The following is a 17,333-nucleotide window of genomic DNA, read 5'->3' as shown; positions in this document are numbered from 1 at the left end:
AACCAATTTATTGTCTTTATTTTTGGTTAGCAACGATAAATTTTACCGCATCGCCAACAGTGTGTAATTGTTCCGCATCTTCATCAGAAATTTCGGCACCAAATACATCTTCTAATTCAAGTACAAATTCAACAATATCAATTGAATCTGCATCTAAATCGTTTTGAAAGTTTAATTCGTTAGTCACCTTGTCAGCACTAACTTCGAAGCGTTCTTCGATAATTTCTGCGATTTTTGCAAAAACTTCTTGTTCAGTCATTTTCTATAACCTTCTTTCGGATACTTTCCAGTGTACCAAGGTATTGTAGCGCTTTTTTATGCGATTGTCTAGTCCTTGGATATGGCTTTTCCATCTTCCTTAAGCTCTTCTAAATAAGCGGTAAATTTCGGTACTACTTGGCCATCAATCATAGTCTTGATTTGCTTTAAAGTGTAGTAAACTGTCAAACCGTCGGAATCCCCATGGGCTTTCACAACTGGTGCCTTGGCCCCTAAAAGTACTGCTCCCCCGTATTGAGATTGGTCCATCTTACCCTTCAATTCACTAAAGACACCCTTTAACATAAGCGCCCCTAATTTCCCAGCAAAACCAGCCTCCATAATAGAATCTTTCAAAAGGTGTAAAGTAGCCGAAGCTGTGCCTTCAATCGACTTCAAAACGGCATTCCCGGTGAAACCATCAGCCACTAAGACGTCACAAGCCCCCGTTAGAAGGTCACGAGATTCGACGTTTCCGACAAAATTCAAGCTTTTGTCAGCTGCGATTAATTGGTGAGCTTCTAAAGTTAACTTGCTTCCCTTGTGGGGTTCGGTCCCATTATTTAAAAGACCAATCCGGGGATTCTTCAAGCCACGTACGTTTTCGGCATAGTATTTGCCTAAAAGAGCATATTGGTAAAGGTGTTCTGGCTTACTGTCAGCATTAGCTCCGGAGTCTAAAAGATTGAAAGTGCCATCCCCAATTCCAGCCTTCAAAATTGGCAAAGTAGAGAGTAAACCAGGCCGGCTCACGCCCTTGACCCGACCAACAATTAAGAGCCCTGCTGTTAAAAGAGCCCCGGTATTTCCACAAGAGAAAAGTGCGTCGGCTTGACCTTGCTTGACTGCTTGGGCTGCTTGAACTAAAGAAGAGTCCTTCTTACGACGAATGGCTCGGACTGGTTCGTCATTCATATCAATGACTTCAGTCGTATGGATAATTTCAATACGCTCTGTGTTGCTAACCAAAGCCTTTAACTGGTCTTGATCCCCGTATAAAAGGAATTCGACATCTTTAAATTCATCTCGGGCCTTTAAGACCCCGTCAACGACCGATTGAGGCGCGTTGTCGCCCCCCATAGCATCAATTGCAATTTTCATTTTTTATTACCTATTCTTTCTTTTAATCAAAATTTTCTTCTAGCGTACCACTTTCACGCAAATATTGCCACAGACCTTGATTTTCGGAATTTGTCGTAAAATCCGACTGTTCCAATAAGTCATGGGCTTCAATTTGGGCAATCTGGAGAATCTTGAAATCCTGGATGGGATCGCCAACCGCAAAATCCGGAATTCCGGCTTGTTTAGAACCAAGAATATCCCCTGGCCCCCGTAATTCCAAGTCTTTTTGGGCAATGACAAAACCATCCTGAGTTTGAACCATAGTTTCCATCCGCGCCCGACCATAGTCACTCTTCGGGTCAGCTAACAAGAGACAATACGAGGCCTTTTGCCCCCGACCAACCCGCCCGCGTAATTGGTGAAGCTGAGCAAGACCGAAACGGTCAGCATCTAAAATCAGCATCACCGTTGCATTTGGCACGTCAACCCCAACTTCAATCACGGTTGTCGAAACCAAAAGATCAAACTTGCCGTCCTTAAAATCTTGCATGGTTTGATCTTTTTCCTCAGCAGTCATTCGGCCGTGTAAAAGTCCCACTTGATAACGACCCGCATAATATTCCCGAAGTTTTTCATAAGTTTCCTGAGCATTTTGTAAATCCATCATTTCTGACTCTTCAATCAGAGGCGAGACCACATAAGCTTGGCTGTGAGTGGCCAGTTGCTGGTTAATAAACTGTAAAGCTTCATTTAGTTGGGATTTCTTAAGCCACATGGTCTTAATGGGTTGACGGCCTGCTGGTAAGGTATCAATAATCGAAACGTCCATCTCACCATAAGCTGTAATCGCTAAAGTCCGTGGAATTGGTGTCGCCGTCATGGCCAAAACATCAGGATTCTCACCTTTTTCCCGTAAAATCTGGCGTTGTCTTACCCCGAAACGGTGCTGTTCATCGGTCACCACCAAGCCTAATTTATGAAAGTTAATATCATCTTGGATTAAGGCTTGAGTTCCAACCACAACATCAATATCACCTTGAGCTAAAGCTGCCAGACTAGTTTGACGTGCTTTTTTGGTTTTTAAAGTTGAGGAGGTCATAAGAGCAATATTAACGCCCACCTTCTCAAAAAGAGCCTGAAGTTTTTCTGCATGTTGCTGGGCCAAAATTTCGGTGGGTACCATCATGGCCCCTTGATAGCCAGCAGTCACCGTTGCATAGAGCGCCAGGGCAGCAACGACTGTTTTCCCGGAACCAACATCGCCTTGCAAAAGTCGATTCATATGAAGGGGCCGGTGCAGGTCATGACAAATTTCATTAACTACCTTTTTTTGCGCCGTGGTCAACTCAAAAGGCAGGGTTTGGCTAAAAGCTTTGATTTTTTGGCTATCATAATTTAAAACCAAACCCGCTTCTTTTTTATTCACTTTCTTCAAATACTGGAGACGTAATTGAAATAAGAAAAATTCCTCAAAAATCGCCGATCGTCGCGCTAATTGTTCAGCCTTTTGGCTAGCCGGAAAGTGCATATCGTGAATCATCTGACGGCGACTTTCTAAGCGAAATTTCTGACGCAAACTAGTGGGGAGAATATCCACCAAACAGTCTTGATAAAGGTTAAAAGCTTGTTCTACGATTTTCTTGATGGTCAAAGCTTTAATATCCTTATTAGCCCGGTAAATTCCCGCAAAATCTTGGCTAGTTTGCCCTAAAATTTTCATGCCTGATAATTGTTGACGCTTAGCGTTATACTTGCCATAAATGATAATCTCTTGACCATTTTCCACCTTATCACGTAAGTAAGGTTGGTTAAAAAAAGTTACCAAAATTATATCATGCTCTACTAAAAAACGAAAATTTAGCCGATTTTTACTTCGTCCAAAGCGTGCAAAGGTTGGCTGGGAAGCTACGATGCCTTTTAACGTCACCTTCTGGCCATCAGCAACCTCAGCTAACTCCTTGACTGCCATATCATCATAGCGAAAAGGATAGTAAGTCAAGAGCTCTTCAATAGTATTAATTCCCAATTTATTTAAGGCCGTCACCTTACTAGGACCTACGCCTTTTAATACAGAAACTGAATCCTGGAGACTTTTTGTCATGACTTTTCCTCCTAACATAAAAACCGTGGTCTGGCCACGGTTTTTACTTTATTCAACGGCCACAAGGTATGGGTAAACCGGTTGGTCCCCTTGGTGGATTTCAACTTCTAAATCTTCATCGATTGCTAAAATAGCGTCTTCTATTTCAGCTGCTTCCGCTTGGGTTCCATCTTCACCGACAATAATAGTCACAATTTCACTATCATCGTTCAACATGGCTTTAACCATGTCAATGGCCGCTTGCTTACGATCTGGATTCGTAACTTTAATTTTGCCGTCAATAATCCCCATATAATCATCTTTTTTGATTTCTTGACCATCAATGGTAGTATCACGCACCGCAATCGTAACTTGTCCAGAAACCACATCGGCCATTTCTTCCGTCATAGTTTCCTTATTTTCTTCTAAATCAGCATCCTTATCAAAGCCTAACATAGCTGTCATCCCCTGAAGCACGGTCCGCGTTTCGACCACAGCCACATCAACTTCGCTGACTTCAGCAGCTTGGTTAGCTGCCATGAAGATGTTCTTATTGTTTGGTAAAACCAAAACCTTCTTAGCGCCAGTTTCTTGGATAGCATCAACAATATCCTGAGTAGAGGGATTCATAGTTTGGCCCCCACTCAAGACCTTAGTTACTCCTAAGCTCGTAAAGAGTTCCGCCATTCCGGCCCCAGAAGACACTGCAATCACACCATAGTCACCAGTTAATTCCTTGTTGACTTTTGGCTCTTTCTTGGCTTCTTCTTTGTCATGTTCCAAGATAGTTTCGTGCTGTAAGCGCATGTTATCAACTTTTACCTTGATTAGCGAACCATAACTTTGCCCCAATTCCATGACCGTTCCTGGGTGTTCCGTGTGCACGTGCACCTTGACGATTTCATCATCGGCAATCACCAAGAGTGAATCCCCAATTTCAGCTAAAGCGTTGTGGAATGCTTCATAATTAAATTCATCGTGAGTTACCAAACGTCCGGCGCCTAAACGTACCATAATTTCCGTACAGTAACCAAAGACAATATCTTCCGTGTTTAGCTGGCCTTGCACACTTTGGTGGTGTTGAGCATTAACCATTTCATCCATTTCAGCCATAGTTGGCGTATGTTGGTCGTCTTCAGACACATTACCAGTCAACGCATCGGCGAAGCCTTGATAGACAAAAGTTAAACCTTGACCACCAGAGTCGACAACTCCGACTTCTTTTAAGACCGGTAATAAGTCCGGCGTAGTTTGTAAAGCTTCATCCGCTGCTTGAGCCGCTGCAACCATAACTTCGACAACCGAGCCACCTTCTTTAGCGACTTTTAAGGCTTCTTCGGCAGCCTTGCGAGAAACTGTCAAAATAGTCCCTTCGGTTGGCTTCATCACGGCCTTGTAAGCTGCTTTAACCCCAGCAGATAGGGCGTGAGCTAAATCAGTAGCATCTAATTCACTTTTACCAACAACGTCTTTACTGAAACCGCGGAAAATTTGGGATAAGATAACCCCCGAGTTTCCACGCGCCCCCATCAAAAGCCCTTTGGCTAAGGAGTTAGCTAAAGTTTCAATGCTGGTTGCTGAGTCTTGGTTAACGTATTTTTCCCCACTAGCCAAGGTTAAACTCATGTTGGTCCCGGTATCACCATCCGGTACCGGGAAAACATTTAACGAGTTAATAAATTCTGCGTTCCGGCTTAATTTACGGGAACTTACGCTCACCATTTGTCGGAATTCTTTTTCGGTGATTTTTACAATCTCCACCATATTCCCTCCTAAGAAATAATTAATCTTCAATCACTCTAACGCCTTGCACAATTACGTTAACGGAGTCGGCTTTAACTCCTAACATCGATTGCAAGTTGTACTTCACGCGTTCTTGAACATTATGGCAAACTTCGGAGATCTTTGTTCCGTAGCTGGCAATAATGTAAACATCGATGGCTACGCCTTCATCTGCTTGGCGTACCACCACTCCTTTAGCGTAGTTGTCTCTTTTCAAAATTTCATTTAAGTTATCACGAATTTGGTTCTTGCTGGCCATACCGACAATTCCAAAAATTTCTGTGGCAGCTCCACCAACAACAGTAGCGATAACATCATTGTTAATATCAATTTGACCGTATTGGTTATTAATTTTGACAGCCATAATCCTGCCTCCTTAACTTCTTGGCGATAATCAATATCCTATTTTATCATATCCGCCCTTAAAATTAAACCTTTTCGGCTTTAGCCCGCCCTTTTCTTGCGTTTTCATTCATTTTCAGAAAAATAATTTCTGGAATTCTGACCGCTCCAAGCCCTGGCAGACACACTTTTTAGCTGACAAGTATTTTTTCTTTACAGGTTTAGCTTGCAATTATTGGCCATCTATGATAATTTTAATTAGTAATTGTAAAAACCTAATCTAGGTTTTATGAGCTAATTTTATCAAGGAGGACATTAAATCATGGCAAAAGATTTCATTACTGGCCGTAAGACTACTTTTGGTAAGAAGCGTTCTCACGCCTTAAACCAAACTAACCGTAGCTGGAAGCCAAACTTGCAAAAGGTTCGCATCTTAGTTGATGGTAAGCCAAAACGTGTTTGGGTTTCTGCACGTGCCTTAAAATCAGGTAAAGTTACACGCGTTTAATTTAACGTGATTGAAACTATAGAGGGAAGTTTTGGCTTCGCTCTTTTTTTGTACATTCAGGGAGGATTTTATATGACTTTAACATCTGCACAAACGGGCTTTACTAAATTACAAGCTCTTGATGACCAAATTATCGTCGACTTGCGCTATGCCACCCCCAACAATTTCACCAAGCAAGTTGTCTATGATTTCACTACGGGAATTGCACGCACCGGGACCGCCGAAAAACTAGCGCATGCCAGCCACCTGTTGCAAACACAAGGCTATCGCATTAAAGTCTGGGATGCTTACCGCCCGGTAAGCGCGCAAGAAAAACTTTTTGAAGTTTATCCCGATCCGACTTTTGTCTTGCCTCCTAATCCGAATATGAGTCACCAAAAAGGGGTAACTTTTGATGTAACTTTAACAGACCTAGCCGGCCAAGAAGTGGAAATGCCCACCGCCTTCGATGATTTTTCCCAACAAGCTAAGCGCGCCTCTTTTGAAACTTGGACGCCGGTGGCCCAAAAACACTACCTCATTCTTGACCAAGCCATGCAGAAAGCTGGCTTTGTCGGCTATGAAAATGAATGGTGGGATTATCGTGACAGCCAAATGGATGACTACCAACCACTGGCAGCTGATCCTAATAAATTTTAAATAAAAAATTAACTACTAAAAAAAGCGCCAGGCATATTTGCTTGACGCTTTTAGTAGCTAGTTGACACGCACGGCGAAACTTGGGTAGTAGTAAGCCATACTTTGAATAGAAACTGTTTGACCATAAGTTGGAGCAGAAATATATTGACCATTTCCTAAGTAAATCGCTACATGATAAGGTGAATCTCCCCAAAATAAAAGATCACCTGGTTGAGCCTGGTCCACTGAGATTCGGGTTCCAGCGTATTGTTGTTGATAAGTTGTTCGCCCGATGTTTTTACCAAAGTGGCTAAAGACATATTGAGTGAAACCGGAACAGTCAAAACCTGCCGGCGTACTACCGCCCCACTGATAAGGAGTTCCGATAAAATTTTGAGCATAGGCTAAAAGACTCGCTGTATCCATGCTAGTTGCTGGTGCAGAAGATACGGCCGCAACTTGAGGAACCGTAGTATTCGTAGTTGCAACCGTCGGCGTTACTTGGTTTGACACTTGTTCTGTTACTGTGGCAGTTTGCGCTGTTACTTGGCTACCACTTGGATTTTGATAGTTCACATTTGAACTTGATGTTTGACTAGGCGCTTGGGCTAAGTTTGCACTGGCCGTAGCTTGGGCGCCAATGAATAAAGCCGCTGCACTGGTTGAAGTTACAAAAATTTTCTTGGCTATTTGCTTCACAATTTTTCTCTCCTAGTTACTTTTTTGCATTTTTCTAAATGCCCTTTTATTTTAACTAAGTTCTATTGCAAGAAAACTGCATCTTTATTACCTATTCATAACAAAAATATTATACATTTGATAAACTTATCATGATGTTAACCTTTGTTGATAATACTTAAAAAACGCAAGGAAAACTTAAAATAAATTAAAAAAGGTAGCTCACTTTACTTGTGTGTGGCTACCTTTTAACTTTATTTTTTAATCTTTACTTTGAATCACGGCGATCATCCCACTTTCAAAAGCAAAATGGGCTGTTTGATCTAAAAATTCATTACTAGCCAGACTCACTGGATAAGCAAAATCTACAACTTGCAAGGGATACTTAACCTTCCCTAGAGTCAAAGCCTTAACCGGTGTTAAGAGAAAGAAACCCAGATACTTTTTGTCAGCTTCCTTGGTAATCGTATAACTCCCAGGTTGATAGAAAGTTACCGTATTTTGACAATCAATTAACCTAACCTTAGGCATCAAGTCCGCTAATCCCGGTCGTGTTGCCATAAAAATATTAGCTAGGAGATGATCTAAACGCCCGCCAGTGGCACCATAAATCACCACCTCATCCAAATCTGGATAAAGTTCATAAGCCCGTTTTAAAATTAATTCCGTATCAGTATAATCTTTTTCGGGCTTAAAACGTTGCAACTTTGTCTGGCTAAACCGACTGACCAAGGCCACTTCTTCAGCTGTCGAGGAATCAAAGTCTCCTAAGGCCGCCGCCATTTGACAACCAAGTTGCGCTAAGCGCACCGCCCCGTAATCTGCCCCGAGCCAAATAGCCTTAGGATTGGCCTGGATACGAGTAATAAAATCTTGCGGGAGATTTTCTTTAGGACCTCCGACTAAAATATTAATCTGCTTCAACTTGAGCCGCTCCTTCACGCAACGCTTGTAAACGCGCTCCCGGATTTTCAGCACCAAAGACATAAGACCCCGCTACTGCCACGGTTGCCCCAGCCTTTTTAGCTAATTTAATAGTTTGGTCATTAATCCCACCATCTACTTCAATTTCAAAATCTAAGCCATGAGCTTGCTTATAAATCGCTAACTGATTAATCTTCGCTAAGGTTTCTTCTAAGAAGGCTTGACCCCCAAAACCAGGATCTACGGTCATAATCAAGACCTGATCTACCAACCCTAAAACCGGCTCAATTACACTAACAGGGGTTGCTGGATTAATCACGACTTCAGCCTTCATCCCCAGTTGTTTAATCATGGTTAAGGTTCGATGTAAGTGCGGACAGGCCTCATAGTGAACTCCTACCAAATCCGCTCCAGCTTTTTGCAAGTCAACCAGCATGCTTTCAGGATTATCCACCATCAAATGGCAATCAAAAATTTGGTCCGAGTGGGGACGCAAAGCCTTAACGACATTAACCCCAAAGGTCAAATTATTCACAAAATGACCGTCCATAATATCAATGTGAATATATTCGGCACTGGCAACCTTTTTAATATCATCTGCTAAAGCCGCAAAATCGGCACTTAAAATTGAGGGCGCTAATTTCATAAAATCACCTTTTTCTTAACGATATTTAGGTTTTTGGTTAGCAAGTAACTCATTTAATTGGCAATAGTTATCATAGCGACTTTGCAAGATTTCCCCTGCGGCAACTGCCTCTTTAACCGCACACTTAGGCTCTTTGAGATGCAAACACCCCCGGTACTTGCAGTTCACCTGATACTGCCGGAACTCTGGGTAGAGAGTGGGTAAATCCGTCACCGTTACATCCAACAGTTCAAAGGATGAAAATCCTGGTGTATCGGCTAGTAAACTTTCGCGAATAGGAATCAAAGTTACTTTGCGTGTGGTGTGGCGTCCCCGGCTCAGGGCCTTGGAGATTTCGCCGGTTTCTAATTGTAAGTCTGGTTCAATCGCATTTAAGAGCGTTGATTTCCCGGCTCCCGTTTGGCCCATAAAAACCACCACCTCATCCTTGAGGTTAGCCATTAAGCTAGCTACCACCTGGTCTTGATTGGACATGTAAGTGTGATAATATCGGTCATAATAAGTTGCTAATTCTGTAAATTCGCTAGCTTCATCCTCTGATAATAAATCACACTTGGAGAAGTATATAACAGGACGAATACCATGATTTTCTAGCATCAATAACTGCCGATCTAAAAGATTAGCCGCAAAATCAGGTTCCTTAACCGCGGTTACCACCACGGCCGTATCGATATTGGCCACTGGTGGTCGCACCAGCTGATTTTTTCGAGGGTAAATCTTTAACAAATAGCCCTGATCGACCTTTTCTGCTTTAAGTTCCACCAGATCACCGACTAGCGGGGTTTGTCCTTTTTTGCGGAAATTCCCGCGGGCCCGTGTCCGGTACTCAACCCCATCTTCTCCCATCACATCATAGTAGCCACTTAATGACTGGCGAATTTGTCCTTTTACCAAGTTAACCATAACCTACCTTTTTTTAAATTTAATCCCTTACATTATAACATAAAAAAACTGCCAGACTGAAAAAGTTTAATCTAGCAGTTTTTATTAATTTAACTCATTTTTTCATCAAGGCGCGCAAAGTAGGCCTTGATTTCTTGGCGATCCGTATCAAGTTGGTTTTGGAGTTCATCAATTCCGTTAAACTTAATCATCCCGCGTGTTTGGCTATACCAGTAAATCGTTACTTCTTGTCCATAAACATCTTGGGCAAAATCAAAGACATTGACTTCCACCGTCAAAGCCAAATCATCTCCGAAAGTATCATTATGCCCAACCGAAGCCATACCATTGTAGAGCTTGCCATCAATCTTAACCTTCACGGCATAGACGCCTTCTTGAGGCAAACGTTGGTCCATGGAAGTTTGGACATTAAGTGTCGGGTAACCAAGCGTTCGGCCCCGAGCAAAGCCGTGCACTACGGGACCATAAGTGCGATAAATGTAGCCCAAAAGTCGGTTAGCATCTTCCACCTTACCTTGGTCCAAGTCTTGACGAATCGTGGTCGAACTAATCTTACGACTGGCATTTTCGTCGAGATGCGCCACCTGGTAAATCGCAAAACGTCCGTGAGCAAATTGTGGTAAGTTGGTCATATTTGCCAGCTGTTTAGGACCGTAAGTGTAATCTTCGCCAGCCACTACAGCGACAACCTTTAAGCCCACCAAGTATTGATCCACAAAGGCTTGCGGAGTTAAGGTCTGCATGGCCTCATTGAACTCTGCGATATAAACAACATCCAAACCCAAGTTTTCAAAGCGTTGAATCTTTTGGCGGCGATTGGTCAAGTAATGAATCGGCCCTAAATCTTCAAAAGCACTGCGTGGTAAGCGGTCAAAAGTCAAAACCCCCACCTGAGCGCCTATTTTGTGCGCGACTTCCTTAGCCTTGGCGATGACACGCTGATGACCACGATGAACCCCATCAAAAAATCCTAAAGCTAAGACTAGCTGATCTGCTATTATTTCGTTTGGTCCTGGCGGGCCACTTAATTCATATACCTGCACGCGCTTTTCCACTTCCTTACGTTAAATCAATCATTTGTTCCGGTTTAAAACAGTTTCTAACCTTATCATATTTGTACACGGCGCGCAACTTTTGCTCATAAAACAGCAAGGCCTGAGCGCTAGCGAGGCCAGATTACCTGGTAAAAAGCCCCATTTTTAACAATTTGCCATTGCGAGTCAGTTAAGTTAACTTGAGGCACGTCATGAAAGGCGTGTTCTGGCGCAAACAGGGTTGCCTCTAATTGCGCTTCATCCATTTCCGCTAATTGGGCTAAGCTCACCGCTTGACCTATCACAAAGCCTCCACTCTTGAGGCGGGTCAAGTCTGACATGACAGCTGGTAAACCGAGCTTTTGCCCTAAATCAACTGCCAAGGTTCGTACATAGGTTCCCTTACCACATCCCACTTCAAAGCGGAACTTTTGATAACCGGTCTCTGGGTCAAAAGTACTCTTGCCTTGCATCTTAAAGTAATCTACATGAATTTGGCGCTTGGGCCGGTCCACACTTTCACCATTGCGTGCATAGTCATAAAGACGACGCCCATTAACTTTGACCGCAGAATACATGGGCGGAATTTGAATAATATCTCCGACTAAAGTTTCCATGGCAGCTTGAATTTCTTGGTCACTCAATGCTTGACTCAAAGGTTGGCTGGCTACGACAGCCCCATCTAAATCTTCGGTTTCCGTTGCAAAACCTAAGGTAATTTCGCCATGATAAATCTTGCCAGATTCCATGAGGTAGTTAACGACCTTGGTCGCCTTCCCAATACAAATGGGTAAAACCCCATCTACATTAGGGTCTAGAGTCCCAGAGTGACCGACCTTACGGGTTTTAAAAATTTTACGGCATTTGAAAACCGCATCATGACTGGTCATCCCCCGGTCCTTGTAAAGTGGTAAAATTCCATCCATGGTCATCACCTACTTTACACGTGCAATGAAGCAAATTCGATTCAAATCGTCATCTTCACTCCCTAAGGCATTCACATGGTTGATGAACGGACCACCCACGGCAAAGACTTCAGTTTGGGCTACTAATTGACCCGCCACATCTAAACCAAAGTAGCTTTGAGCTAAAGCAGCCATCGCCTCTAAAAAGGCCGCGTTATTTGCATAGTATTGACCATTTTCACCAGGTTCAAAGACCTCACTCGTGAAATTCAAATCATTTAAAACCGCTTCTAGCATTGGCGCTCCGGCCACTAAGACCAGGTAAGTCCCGGTTTTTTCAGAATGATATTCCACTAAACGTAACGTATGTTGAGGATCTTGATTACCCATATCACAAATGAATTCGGCCGCTTCCTGAACCACTTGCAAATCATTGATAATAGTATTGTGTAGGAGTTTGGTTAGTTGGGCCGTACTTGTCATATAGCGAGGTTCATCTAATTCATCCACTAAAGTCAAGGCTCTTTCATTCAAGACTTTACGGGCATGGTTGAACTGTTCCAAAGTTTTTTCAGTGGCATGTAATTGTACCAATGGTTTTTCAAAGTCTTGGGCCTGGCTATTAAAAAAACAACCATGAGCGTATTGCCCATCAAAAGTATATTTCAAGCGGTCATTTGCAAAAAAGTTTTCAGTCATAAATCCTCCAATTAAATAAAAAAGGAGCATTCCTTTAAAATGCCCCTTCAAGTTTTAAAAACGGTCTTCTTGATGTAATTTGCTTAATAACTCATCAATGCGATCCCCATAACGTACAGATTCATCTTGGGCAAAAGTTAATTCCGGTGTTACGTAAATACTTAAACGCTTGCCAAGTTCGCCTCGAATCAAGCCCTTGGCCTTGTCCAAACCAGCTTGAGTCTTTTGATGATCAGACGCTAAGTCAGATAAGATACTGTAGTAAACCTTGCTTGTTGTAAGTCGCCAGTTACATCTACCCCGGTAATCGTTACTCCGGCCACTCGTGGGTCACGGACCCGTTTGAGTAAAATATCATTTACTTCGCGTTGAATTTCTTGTGATAAACGGTCAGCACGATAATTTTGAGCCATGCTTCCACCCCGCTTTCTATTTTATTTTAATTTAATTTATATTTCAGCCTAGTCAACAGGAACTTCTTCCATGACATAAGCTTCGATTTGGTCACCGACTTTAATGTCGTTGTATTTTTCAATCATTAAACCACATTCGTAGCCAGACTTAACTTGCTTTACATCATCTTTGAATCGCTTGAGGGAAGCTAAGTTACCTTCATAAATTACGATTCCGTCACGAATAATACGGACACCAGAATCTCGTTGAATGTAACCATCAGTGACGTAACCTCCACCGATAGTTCCAAGCTTAGATACCTTATAAGTTTCACGAATTTCAACTTGACCAGTAACTTTTTCTTCGTAAACTGGTTCTAGCATACCCTTCATAGCCGTTTCAATTTCATCAATCGCCTTGTAAATTACGTTGTGTAAACGAATATCCACTTGATCCGCTTCGGCTTGTGATTTAGCTTGTGGAGTAGGACGTACGTTAAAACCAACGATAATGGCGTTCGAAGCTTCTGCCAAAGTCACATCACTTTCGTTGATGGCCCCTACAGCTTGGTGAATGATGTTGACGCGAACGCCTTCAACTTCAATCTTCTTGAAGGATTGAGCAATGGCTTCAACAGAACCTTGCACATCGGCCTTGATAATCACGGCGACTTCTTTCATTTCACCTTGTTTCAAGGTATCAAATAAGTTATCCAATGTCACATGACTAGTTTGACTTCTTTCCTTCATCAAGGCACGCTTAGCCCGTTCTTCACCGGCTGCCCGCGCGGTCTTTTCATCTTCCATGACTAAGAAACGGTCCCCAGAAACCGGTACGTCATTTAAACCAGTAATTTCGACTGGTGTTGCCGGACCAGCAACTTCGATCTCATTGCCACGTGCATCGCTCATAGTCCGCACCCGACCAAAGGTGTTACCCACAACAATTGGGTCCCCAACCTTCATCGTACCATATTGGACTAAGACCGTTGCGACAGAACCTTTACCCTTATCCAGACGCGCTTCAATAACTGTCCCGGCCGCTCTTTGGTCTGGGTTGGCCGTCAATTCTAGAATTTCAGCTTGTAATAAAATCATGTCCAATAATTCATCGATATTCTTACCAAACTTAGCAGAAATTTCAACGAAGATGGTGTCCCCACCCCAAGCTTCTGGAATCAACTCGTATTCCGATAATTGTTCCATCACATGGTTAGGGTTAGCCCCTGGCTTATCAATCTTGTTAACCGCCACGATAATTGGTACCCCCGCTGACTTGGCGTGGTTAATAGCTTCAATGGTTTGAGGCATCACCCCATCATCAGCAGCAACTACTAAAATCGTAATATCGGTGATGTTTGCCCCGCGCGCCCGCATTTCCGTAAAGGCCGCGTGACCTGGTGTATCCAAGAAAGTAATGGTCTTGTCATTGTGTCGAACTTGGTAAGCCCCAATGTGTTGAGTAATCCCCCCGGCTTCACCATCGGTGATGTGAGAGTTACGCAACTTATCCAAAAGCGTCGTCTTACCATGGTCAACGTGACCCATAATTGTCACAACTGGTGGCCGTGGTTGTAAGTTGTCTTCACTTTGAGCTTCTTCTTCAAAGAATTTGTCAATATCAGCGACGTCAACTTCAACTTTTTCTTCGGCTCCAATCCCATAATCAGCGGCCAATAGTTCAATTGTGTCCTTATCAAGCGATTGGTTTTGGTTCACCATTACCCCCATCATGAAGAGTTTCTTAATGATTTCAGCTGGTTCACGGTGAATTTTCTTGGCAATATCTGCCACGTTCATCCCCACCGTGTAAACTAGGACTTCTGGCAACGGCTTGTTCTTACGTTGTGGAAGTGGCTTAGTATTTTGGTTACGCTTGTTATTACGGTTATTCTTCTTATTGAAGCGTCCCTTGCCACCCTTGTTGTTGCCGCCAAAGCGGTTATTGTTGTTATTATTGCGGTTACCACCGTTATTACGCTTGTTATTGTTGTTGCGGTTATTGCTACTGTTACGATTCCCGCCGTTATTACTTGAACGTCCTTGATTATTATTTCTTTTTTCCATCTTACTACCTGCGCCTTTCATATTTTAACTCACCAGGCAAAAGACGACCTCTCCTTAACATAAAAGCTTTTATGCCTCTGAGCAACTTAGTCCAAAAGACTGCGCATCTTTTTGGCAAAGCCAATGTCGCATACGGCTAATACCGTCCGCTTTTGTCCAATTGCTATGCTAAGTTCTGTTTGGGTGAAGCTTTCTTTGTCCAAAACAACGTGAAAGCTTGTACACTTATCAGCCATCCTTTTTTGAATATCTTTGCCACTATCGTTAGCAACAAAGACTAAGTGAGCCTTATTGTTTCTTACTTCGTTGAGGACTAGTTCTGAACCAGTCGTAATCTTACCCGCTCGACGAGCAAGCCCTAATAAATTTAAAACTTTTTGTTTATTTTCCATTTCCGAATAATTCCCGTCGTGCGACTTGGTGATCAACATAAGCCACTAACTCTTCATAGAAATCATCACTCAATTTTAATCCAAACGCCTTATCGAAAGTCTTTTCAGACCGCGCTTTTTCGGCTGTTGCTACATCAAGATGAATGTAAGCCCCCCGACCAGCCTTCTTACCAGTTGGATCGATTGAAACCTCATTTTCCTTGTTCTTCACAATCCGCACGAGCTCTTTTTTAGGTTGCATTTCACCCGTTACGATATCTTTACGCATTGGAACCTTACGTTGTGCCATCTTAACAACCTCCCTTAAAAAGCTTATTCTTCAACAATAGGCATATCTGCATCATCTGCAAGTGCTACCTCTTCAGTAACTACATCTACATTTTCACTGTTTTCACTAAGATTTTCAAGTGATTCGGCTTGATTTTGTAAAGCTTCCATGTCAGATTCAGATTTGATATCAATCTTGAAACCTGTTAAACGTGCCGCTAAACGAACATTTTGCCCACGCTTCCCAATCGCTAATGATAATTGGTTGTCAGGCACAACTACTGTACATGCCCGTTCATTTTCAGAATCAAAAATCACATTTAAAACTTCGGCCGGGTTCAAAGCGTTGGTAATGAAGTTGGCATTGTCTTCATCCCACTGCACGATATCCATGTTTTCGCCTTTAAGTTCATTAACGATACTTTGTACACGTTCCCCCCGAGGACCGACACAAGTTCCGACAGGGTCGATACTATCGTTGTTAGACCGCACCGCAACCTTTGCCCGGTCACCAGCTTCGCGTGCGATGGACATAATTTCCACCGTACCATCATAGATTTCAGGAATTTCTTGTTCAAATAAACGCTTAAGCAAATCAGGGTGTGAACGACTTACATAAACTTGCGGACCCTTAGTTTCATTCTTAACTTCATAAATGTAAACCTTAATGCGATCGTGAGGCTTATATTCTTCCCCAGCAATTTGGTCTTGACGTGACAAAACAGCTTCAACTTTTCCTAAGTTTACATAGATGAAGTTACGGTCTTGTCGTTCTACTTCCCCCATCACAATTTCTTCAGCATATTGACTGTATTCATTGTAAATATTGTTTCTTTCTTCTTCCCGCACTCGTTGCATAATAACTTGCTTAGCTGTTTGCGCAGCAATCCGACCGAAGTCACGTGGCGTAACTTCTAATTTAATAGTGTCTCCAACTTCGTAAGCCCTATTAAGTTCTAGGGCATCATCTAAGGCGATTTCTAGTTGGGAATCAAAAACTGTCCGCACTACTTCTTTAACGGCGTAAACGTGAATATCACCACGTACACGATCGAATTCAACTTCAACATTTTGCGCTTGACCGTAGTTACGGTTGTAGGCCTTAATCAAAGCTTGTTCTAAAGCTTCAATAATAATTTCTTTGTCAACGCCTTTTTCAGCTTGTAAGTTATCAAGCGCGTTTAATAATTCCTTACTCATGTTTATTCTCCTTAATTTAAAATTTAATTGCTAAGCGGGCTTTGGCGATTTGCTTACGAGGGATTTCAATAGCTTTTCTTCTCGTTTTATCCATATATTCCAAAGTTAAGCTATCCTCTTTTAAAGCCACTAAGTCACCTTCATAAATCTTGGCTCCGTTAAGCTGTTGGTATAAAGAAACATTAATGTACTTGCCCACAGCTCTTTGGTAGTCACTTTCTTTTTTTAGGGGCCGTTCTGCTCCAGGAGAGGAGACTTCCAAATAGTAAGCTTGTGGAATTGGATCTGGATCACAAGCATCCAAAATTTCACTTAGTTCATCACTGATTAAAGCACATTCATCAATGGTAATTCCTTGTGGTTTATCAATAAAAACCCGTAAATACCAGCTTTTACCTTCTTTCACAAACTCTAAATCCACTAATTCAAACTGATGTTTTTCTAAAAGTGGCGCCACCATTTGGGTCACAGTTTCAACAACACTGCTCACATGTCTACCTCCTTTATTTTCACTCGGCTTTCCAACAAAAAGAGTGAGCATCACTGCTCACTCTCACCGAGTATTAACATTACATA

Annotated in this window: 18 protein-coding genes and 2 pseudogenes; 2 read left to right on the top strand and 18 right to left on the bottom strand. The window is 42.5% G+C overall.

Going from position 1 to position 17,333, the window contains the following annotated elements; all coding sequences use genetic code 11:
- Positions 1–16: 16 nt before the first annotated feature.
- From acpP to JCM10991_RS04040, 5 genes are all read right to left on the bottom strand, one after another.
- On the bottom strand, positions 17–259 hold the full coding sequence (acpP, locus tag JCM10991_RS04060; RefSeq protein ID WP_023860423.1) for an acyl carrier protein: 243 nt from the start codon (positions 257–259) through the stop codon (positions 17–19).
- A gap of 68 nt (positions 260–327) precedes the next feature.
- Entirely contained in the window at positions 328–1,359 is a 1,032-nt protein-coding gene (gene plsX, locus JCM10991_RS04055; protein WP_023860422.1) for a phosphate acyltransferase PlsX, read from the bottom strand.
- Between the two features lie 22 nt (positions 1,360–1,381).
- Positions 1,382–3,421, bottom strand: coding sequence for an ATP-dependent DNA helicase RecG (gene recG / locus JCM10991_RS04050; protein WP_025020634.1), 2,040 nt, complete (start codon positions 3,419–3,421; stop codon positions 1,382–1,384).
- A 48-nt stretch (positions 3,422–3,469) separates the two neighbouring features.
- Positions 3,470–5,161: a DAK2 domain-containing protein gene (locus tag JCM10991_RS04045; protein ID WP_025020633.1), complete on the bottom strand. Its 1,692-nt coding sequence runs from the start codon at positions 5,159–5,161 to the stop codon at positions 3,470–3,472.
- A 22-nt stretch (positions 5,162–5,183) separates the two neighbouring features.
- Entirely contained in the window at positions 5,184–5,546 is a 363-nt protein-coding gene (locus JCM10991_RS04040) for an Asp23/Gls24 family envelope stress response protein (RefSeq protein WP_023860419.1), read from the bottom strand.
- Between the two features lie 300 nt (positions 5,547–5,846).
- On the opposite strand from JCM10991_RS04040, the gene rpmB reads away from it, so the two are divergent.
- On the top strand, positions 5,847–6,032 hold the full coding sequence (gene rpmB / locus JCM10991_RS04035; protein ID WP_010580492.1) for a 50S ribosomal protein L28: 186 nt from the start codon (positions 5,847–5,849) through the stop codon (positions 6,030–6,032).
- Between the two features lie 72 nt (positions 6,033–6,104).
- Positions 6,105–6,671 carry a M15 family metallopeptidase gene (locus JCM10991_RS04030; RefSeq protein WP_025020632.1) on the top strand — a complete coding sequence of 189 codons (567 nt, stop codon included), beginning with the start codon at positions 6,105–6,107 and terminating at the stop codon, positions 6,669–6,671.
- 57 nt (positions 6,672–6,728) lie between these two features.
- On the opposite strand, the gene JCM10991_RS15655 is transcribed toward JCM10991_RS04030, so the two are convergent.
- From JCM10991_RS15655 to rimP, 13 genes and pseudogenes are all read right to left on the bottom strand, one after another.
- Entirely contained in the window at positions 6,729–7,349 is a 621-nt protein-coding gene (locus JCM10991_RS15655) for a C40 family peptidase (protein WP_025020631.1), read from the bottom strand.
- Between the two features lie 240 nt (positions 7,350–7,589).
- On the bottom strand, positions 7,590–8,252 hold the full coding sequence (locus JCM10991_RS04020) for a thiamine diphosphokinase (RefSeq protein WP_025020630.1): 663 nt from the start codon (positions 8,250–8,252) through the stop codon (positions 7,590–7,592).
- Entirely contained in the window at positions 8,239–8,898 is a 660-nt protein-coding gene (gene rpe, locus JCM10991_RS04015; RefSeq protein ID WP_023860415.1) for a ribulose-phosphate 3-epimerase, read from the bottom strand. Before rpe ends, JCM10991_RS04020 begins: the two co-directional genes overlap by 14 nt.
- Positions 8,899–8,913: 15 nt before the next feature.
- Positions 8,914–9,792, bottom strand: a complete 879-nt coding sequence (gene rsgA / locus JCM10991_RS04010; RefSeq protein ID WP_025020629.1) for a ribosome small subunit-dependent GTPase A — start codon at positions 9,790–9,792, stop codon at positions 8,914–8,916.
- A 98-nt stretch (positions 9,793–9,890) separates the two neighbouring features.
- Complete coding sequence (gene ribF / locus JCM10991_RS04005; protein ID WP_025020628.1) at positions 9,891–10,844, bottom strand: riboflavin biosynthesis protein RibF; 954 nt, start codon at positions 10,842–10,844, stop codon at positions 9,891–9,893.
- Between the two features lie 16 nt (positions 10,845–10,860).
- A pseudogene (gene truB, locus JCM10991_RS12590) lies at positions 10,861–11,761 on the bottom strand (tRNA pseudouridine(55) synthase TruB).
- Positions 11,762–11,770: 9 nt separating this feature from the next.
- Positions 11,771–12,439, bottom strand: a complete 669-nt coding sequence (locus tag JCM10991_RS03995; protein WP_025020627.1) for a hypothetical protein — start codon at positions 12,437–12,439, stop codon at positions 11,771–11,773.
- 54 nt (positions 12,440–12,493) lie between these two features.
- Positions 12,494–12,852, bottom strand: a pseudogene (gene rbfA, locus JCM10991_RS12585) (30S ribosome-binding factor RbfA).
- Positions 12,853–12,900: 48 nt separating this feature from the next.
- The gene (gene infB, locus JCM10991_RS03985; RefSeq protein ID WP_272944165.1) at positions 12,901–14,898 is read right to left on the bottom strand and encodes a translation initiation factor IF-2; all 1,998 of its coding nucleotides are present in this window, start codon (positions 14,896–14,898) and stop codon (positions 12,901–12,903) included.
- 86 nt (positions 14,899–14,984) lie between these two features.
- Entirely contained in the window at positions 14,985–15,290 is a 306-nt protein-coding gene (locus tag JCM10991_RS03980; protein WP_025020626.1) for a YlxQ-related RNA-binding protein, read from the bottom strand.
- A complete protein-coding gene (gene rnpM / locus JCM10991_RS03975) occupies positions 15,280–15,579 on the bottom strand; it encodes an RNase P modulator RnpM (RefSeq protein ID WP_023860407.1) in 300 nt (99 codons plus the stop codon). Before rnpM ends, JCM10991_RS03980 begins: the two co-directional genes overlap by 11 nt.
- A gap of 23 nt (positions 15,580–15,602) precedes the next feature.
- Positions 15,603–16,757, bottom strand: coding sequence for a transcription termination factor NusA (gene nusA, locus JCM10991_RS03970; RefSeq protein ID WP_025020625.1), 1,155 nt, complete (start codon positions 16,755–16,757; stop codon positions 15,603–15,605).
- A 16-nt stretch (positions 16,758–16,773) separates the two neighbouring features.
- Complete coding sequence (rimP, locus tag JCM10991_RS03965; RefSeq protein ID WP_025020624.1) at positions 16,774–17,247, bottom strand: ribosome maturation factor RimP; 474 nt, start codon at positions 17,245–17,247, stop codon at positions 16,774–16,776.
- Positions 17,248–17,333: the final 86 nt, after the last annotated feature.

The sequence above is a fragment of the Ligilactobacillus equi DSM 15833 = JCM 10991 genome (genome assembly GCF_000615765.1).
GTDB classification, from domain to species: Bacteria; Bacillota; Bacilli; order Lactobacillales; family Lactobacillaceae; genus Ligilactobacillus; species Ligilactobacillus equi.
The sequence above is the reverse complement of the archived record's forward strand: the minus strand, read 5'-3'. Positions and strand labels throughout refer to the sequence as shown.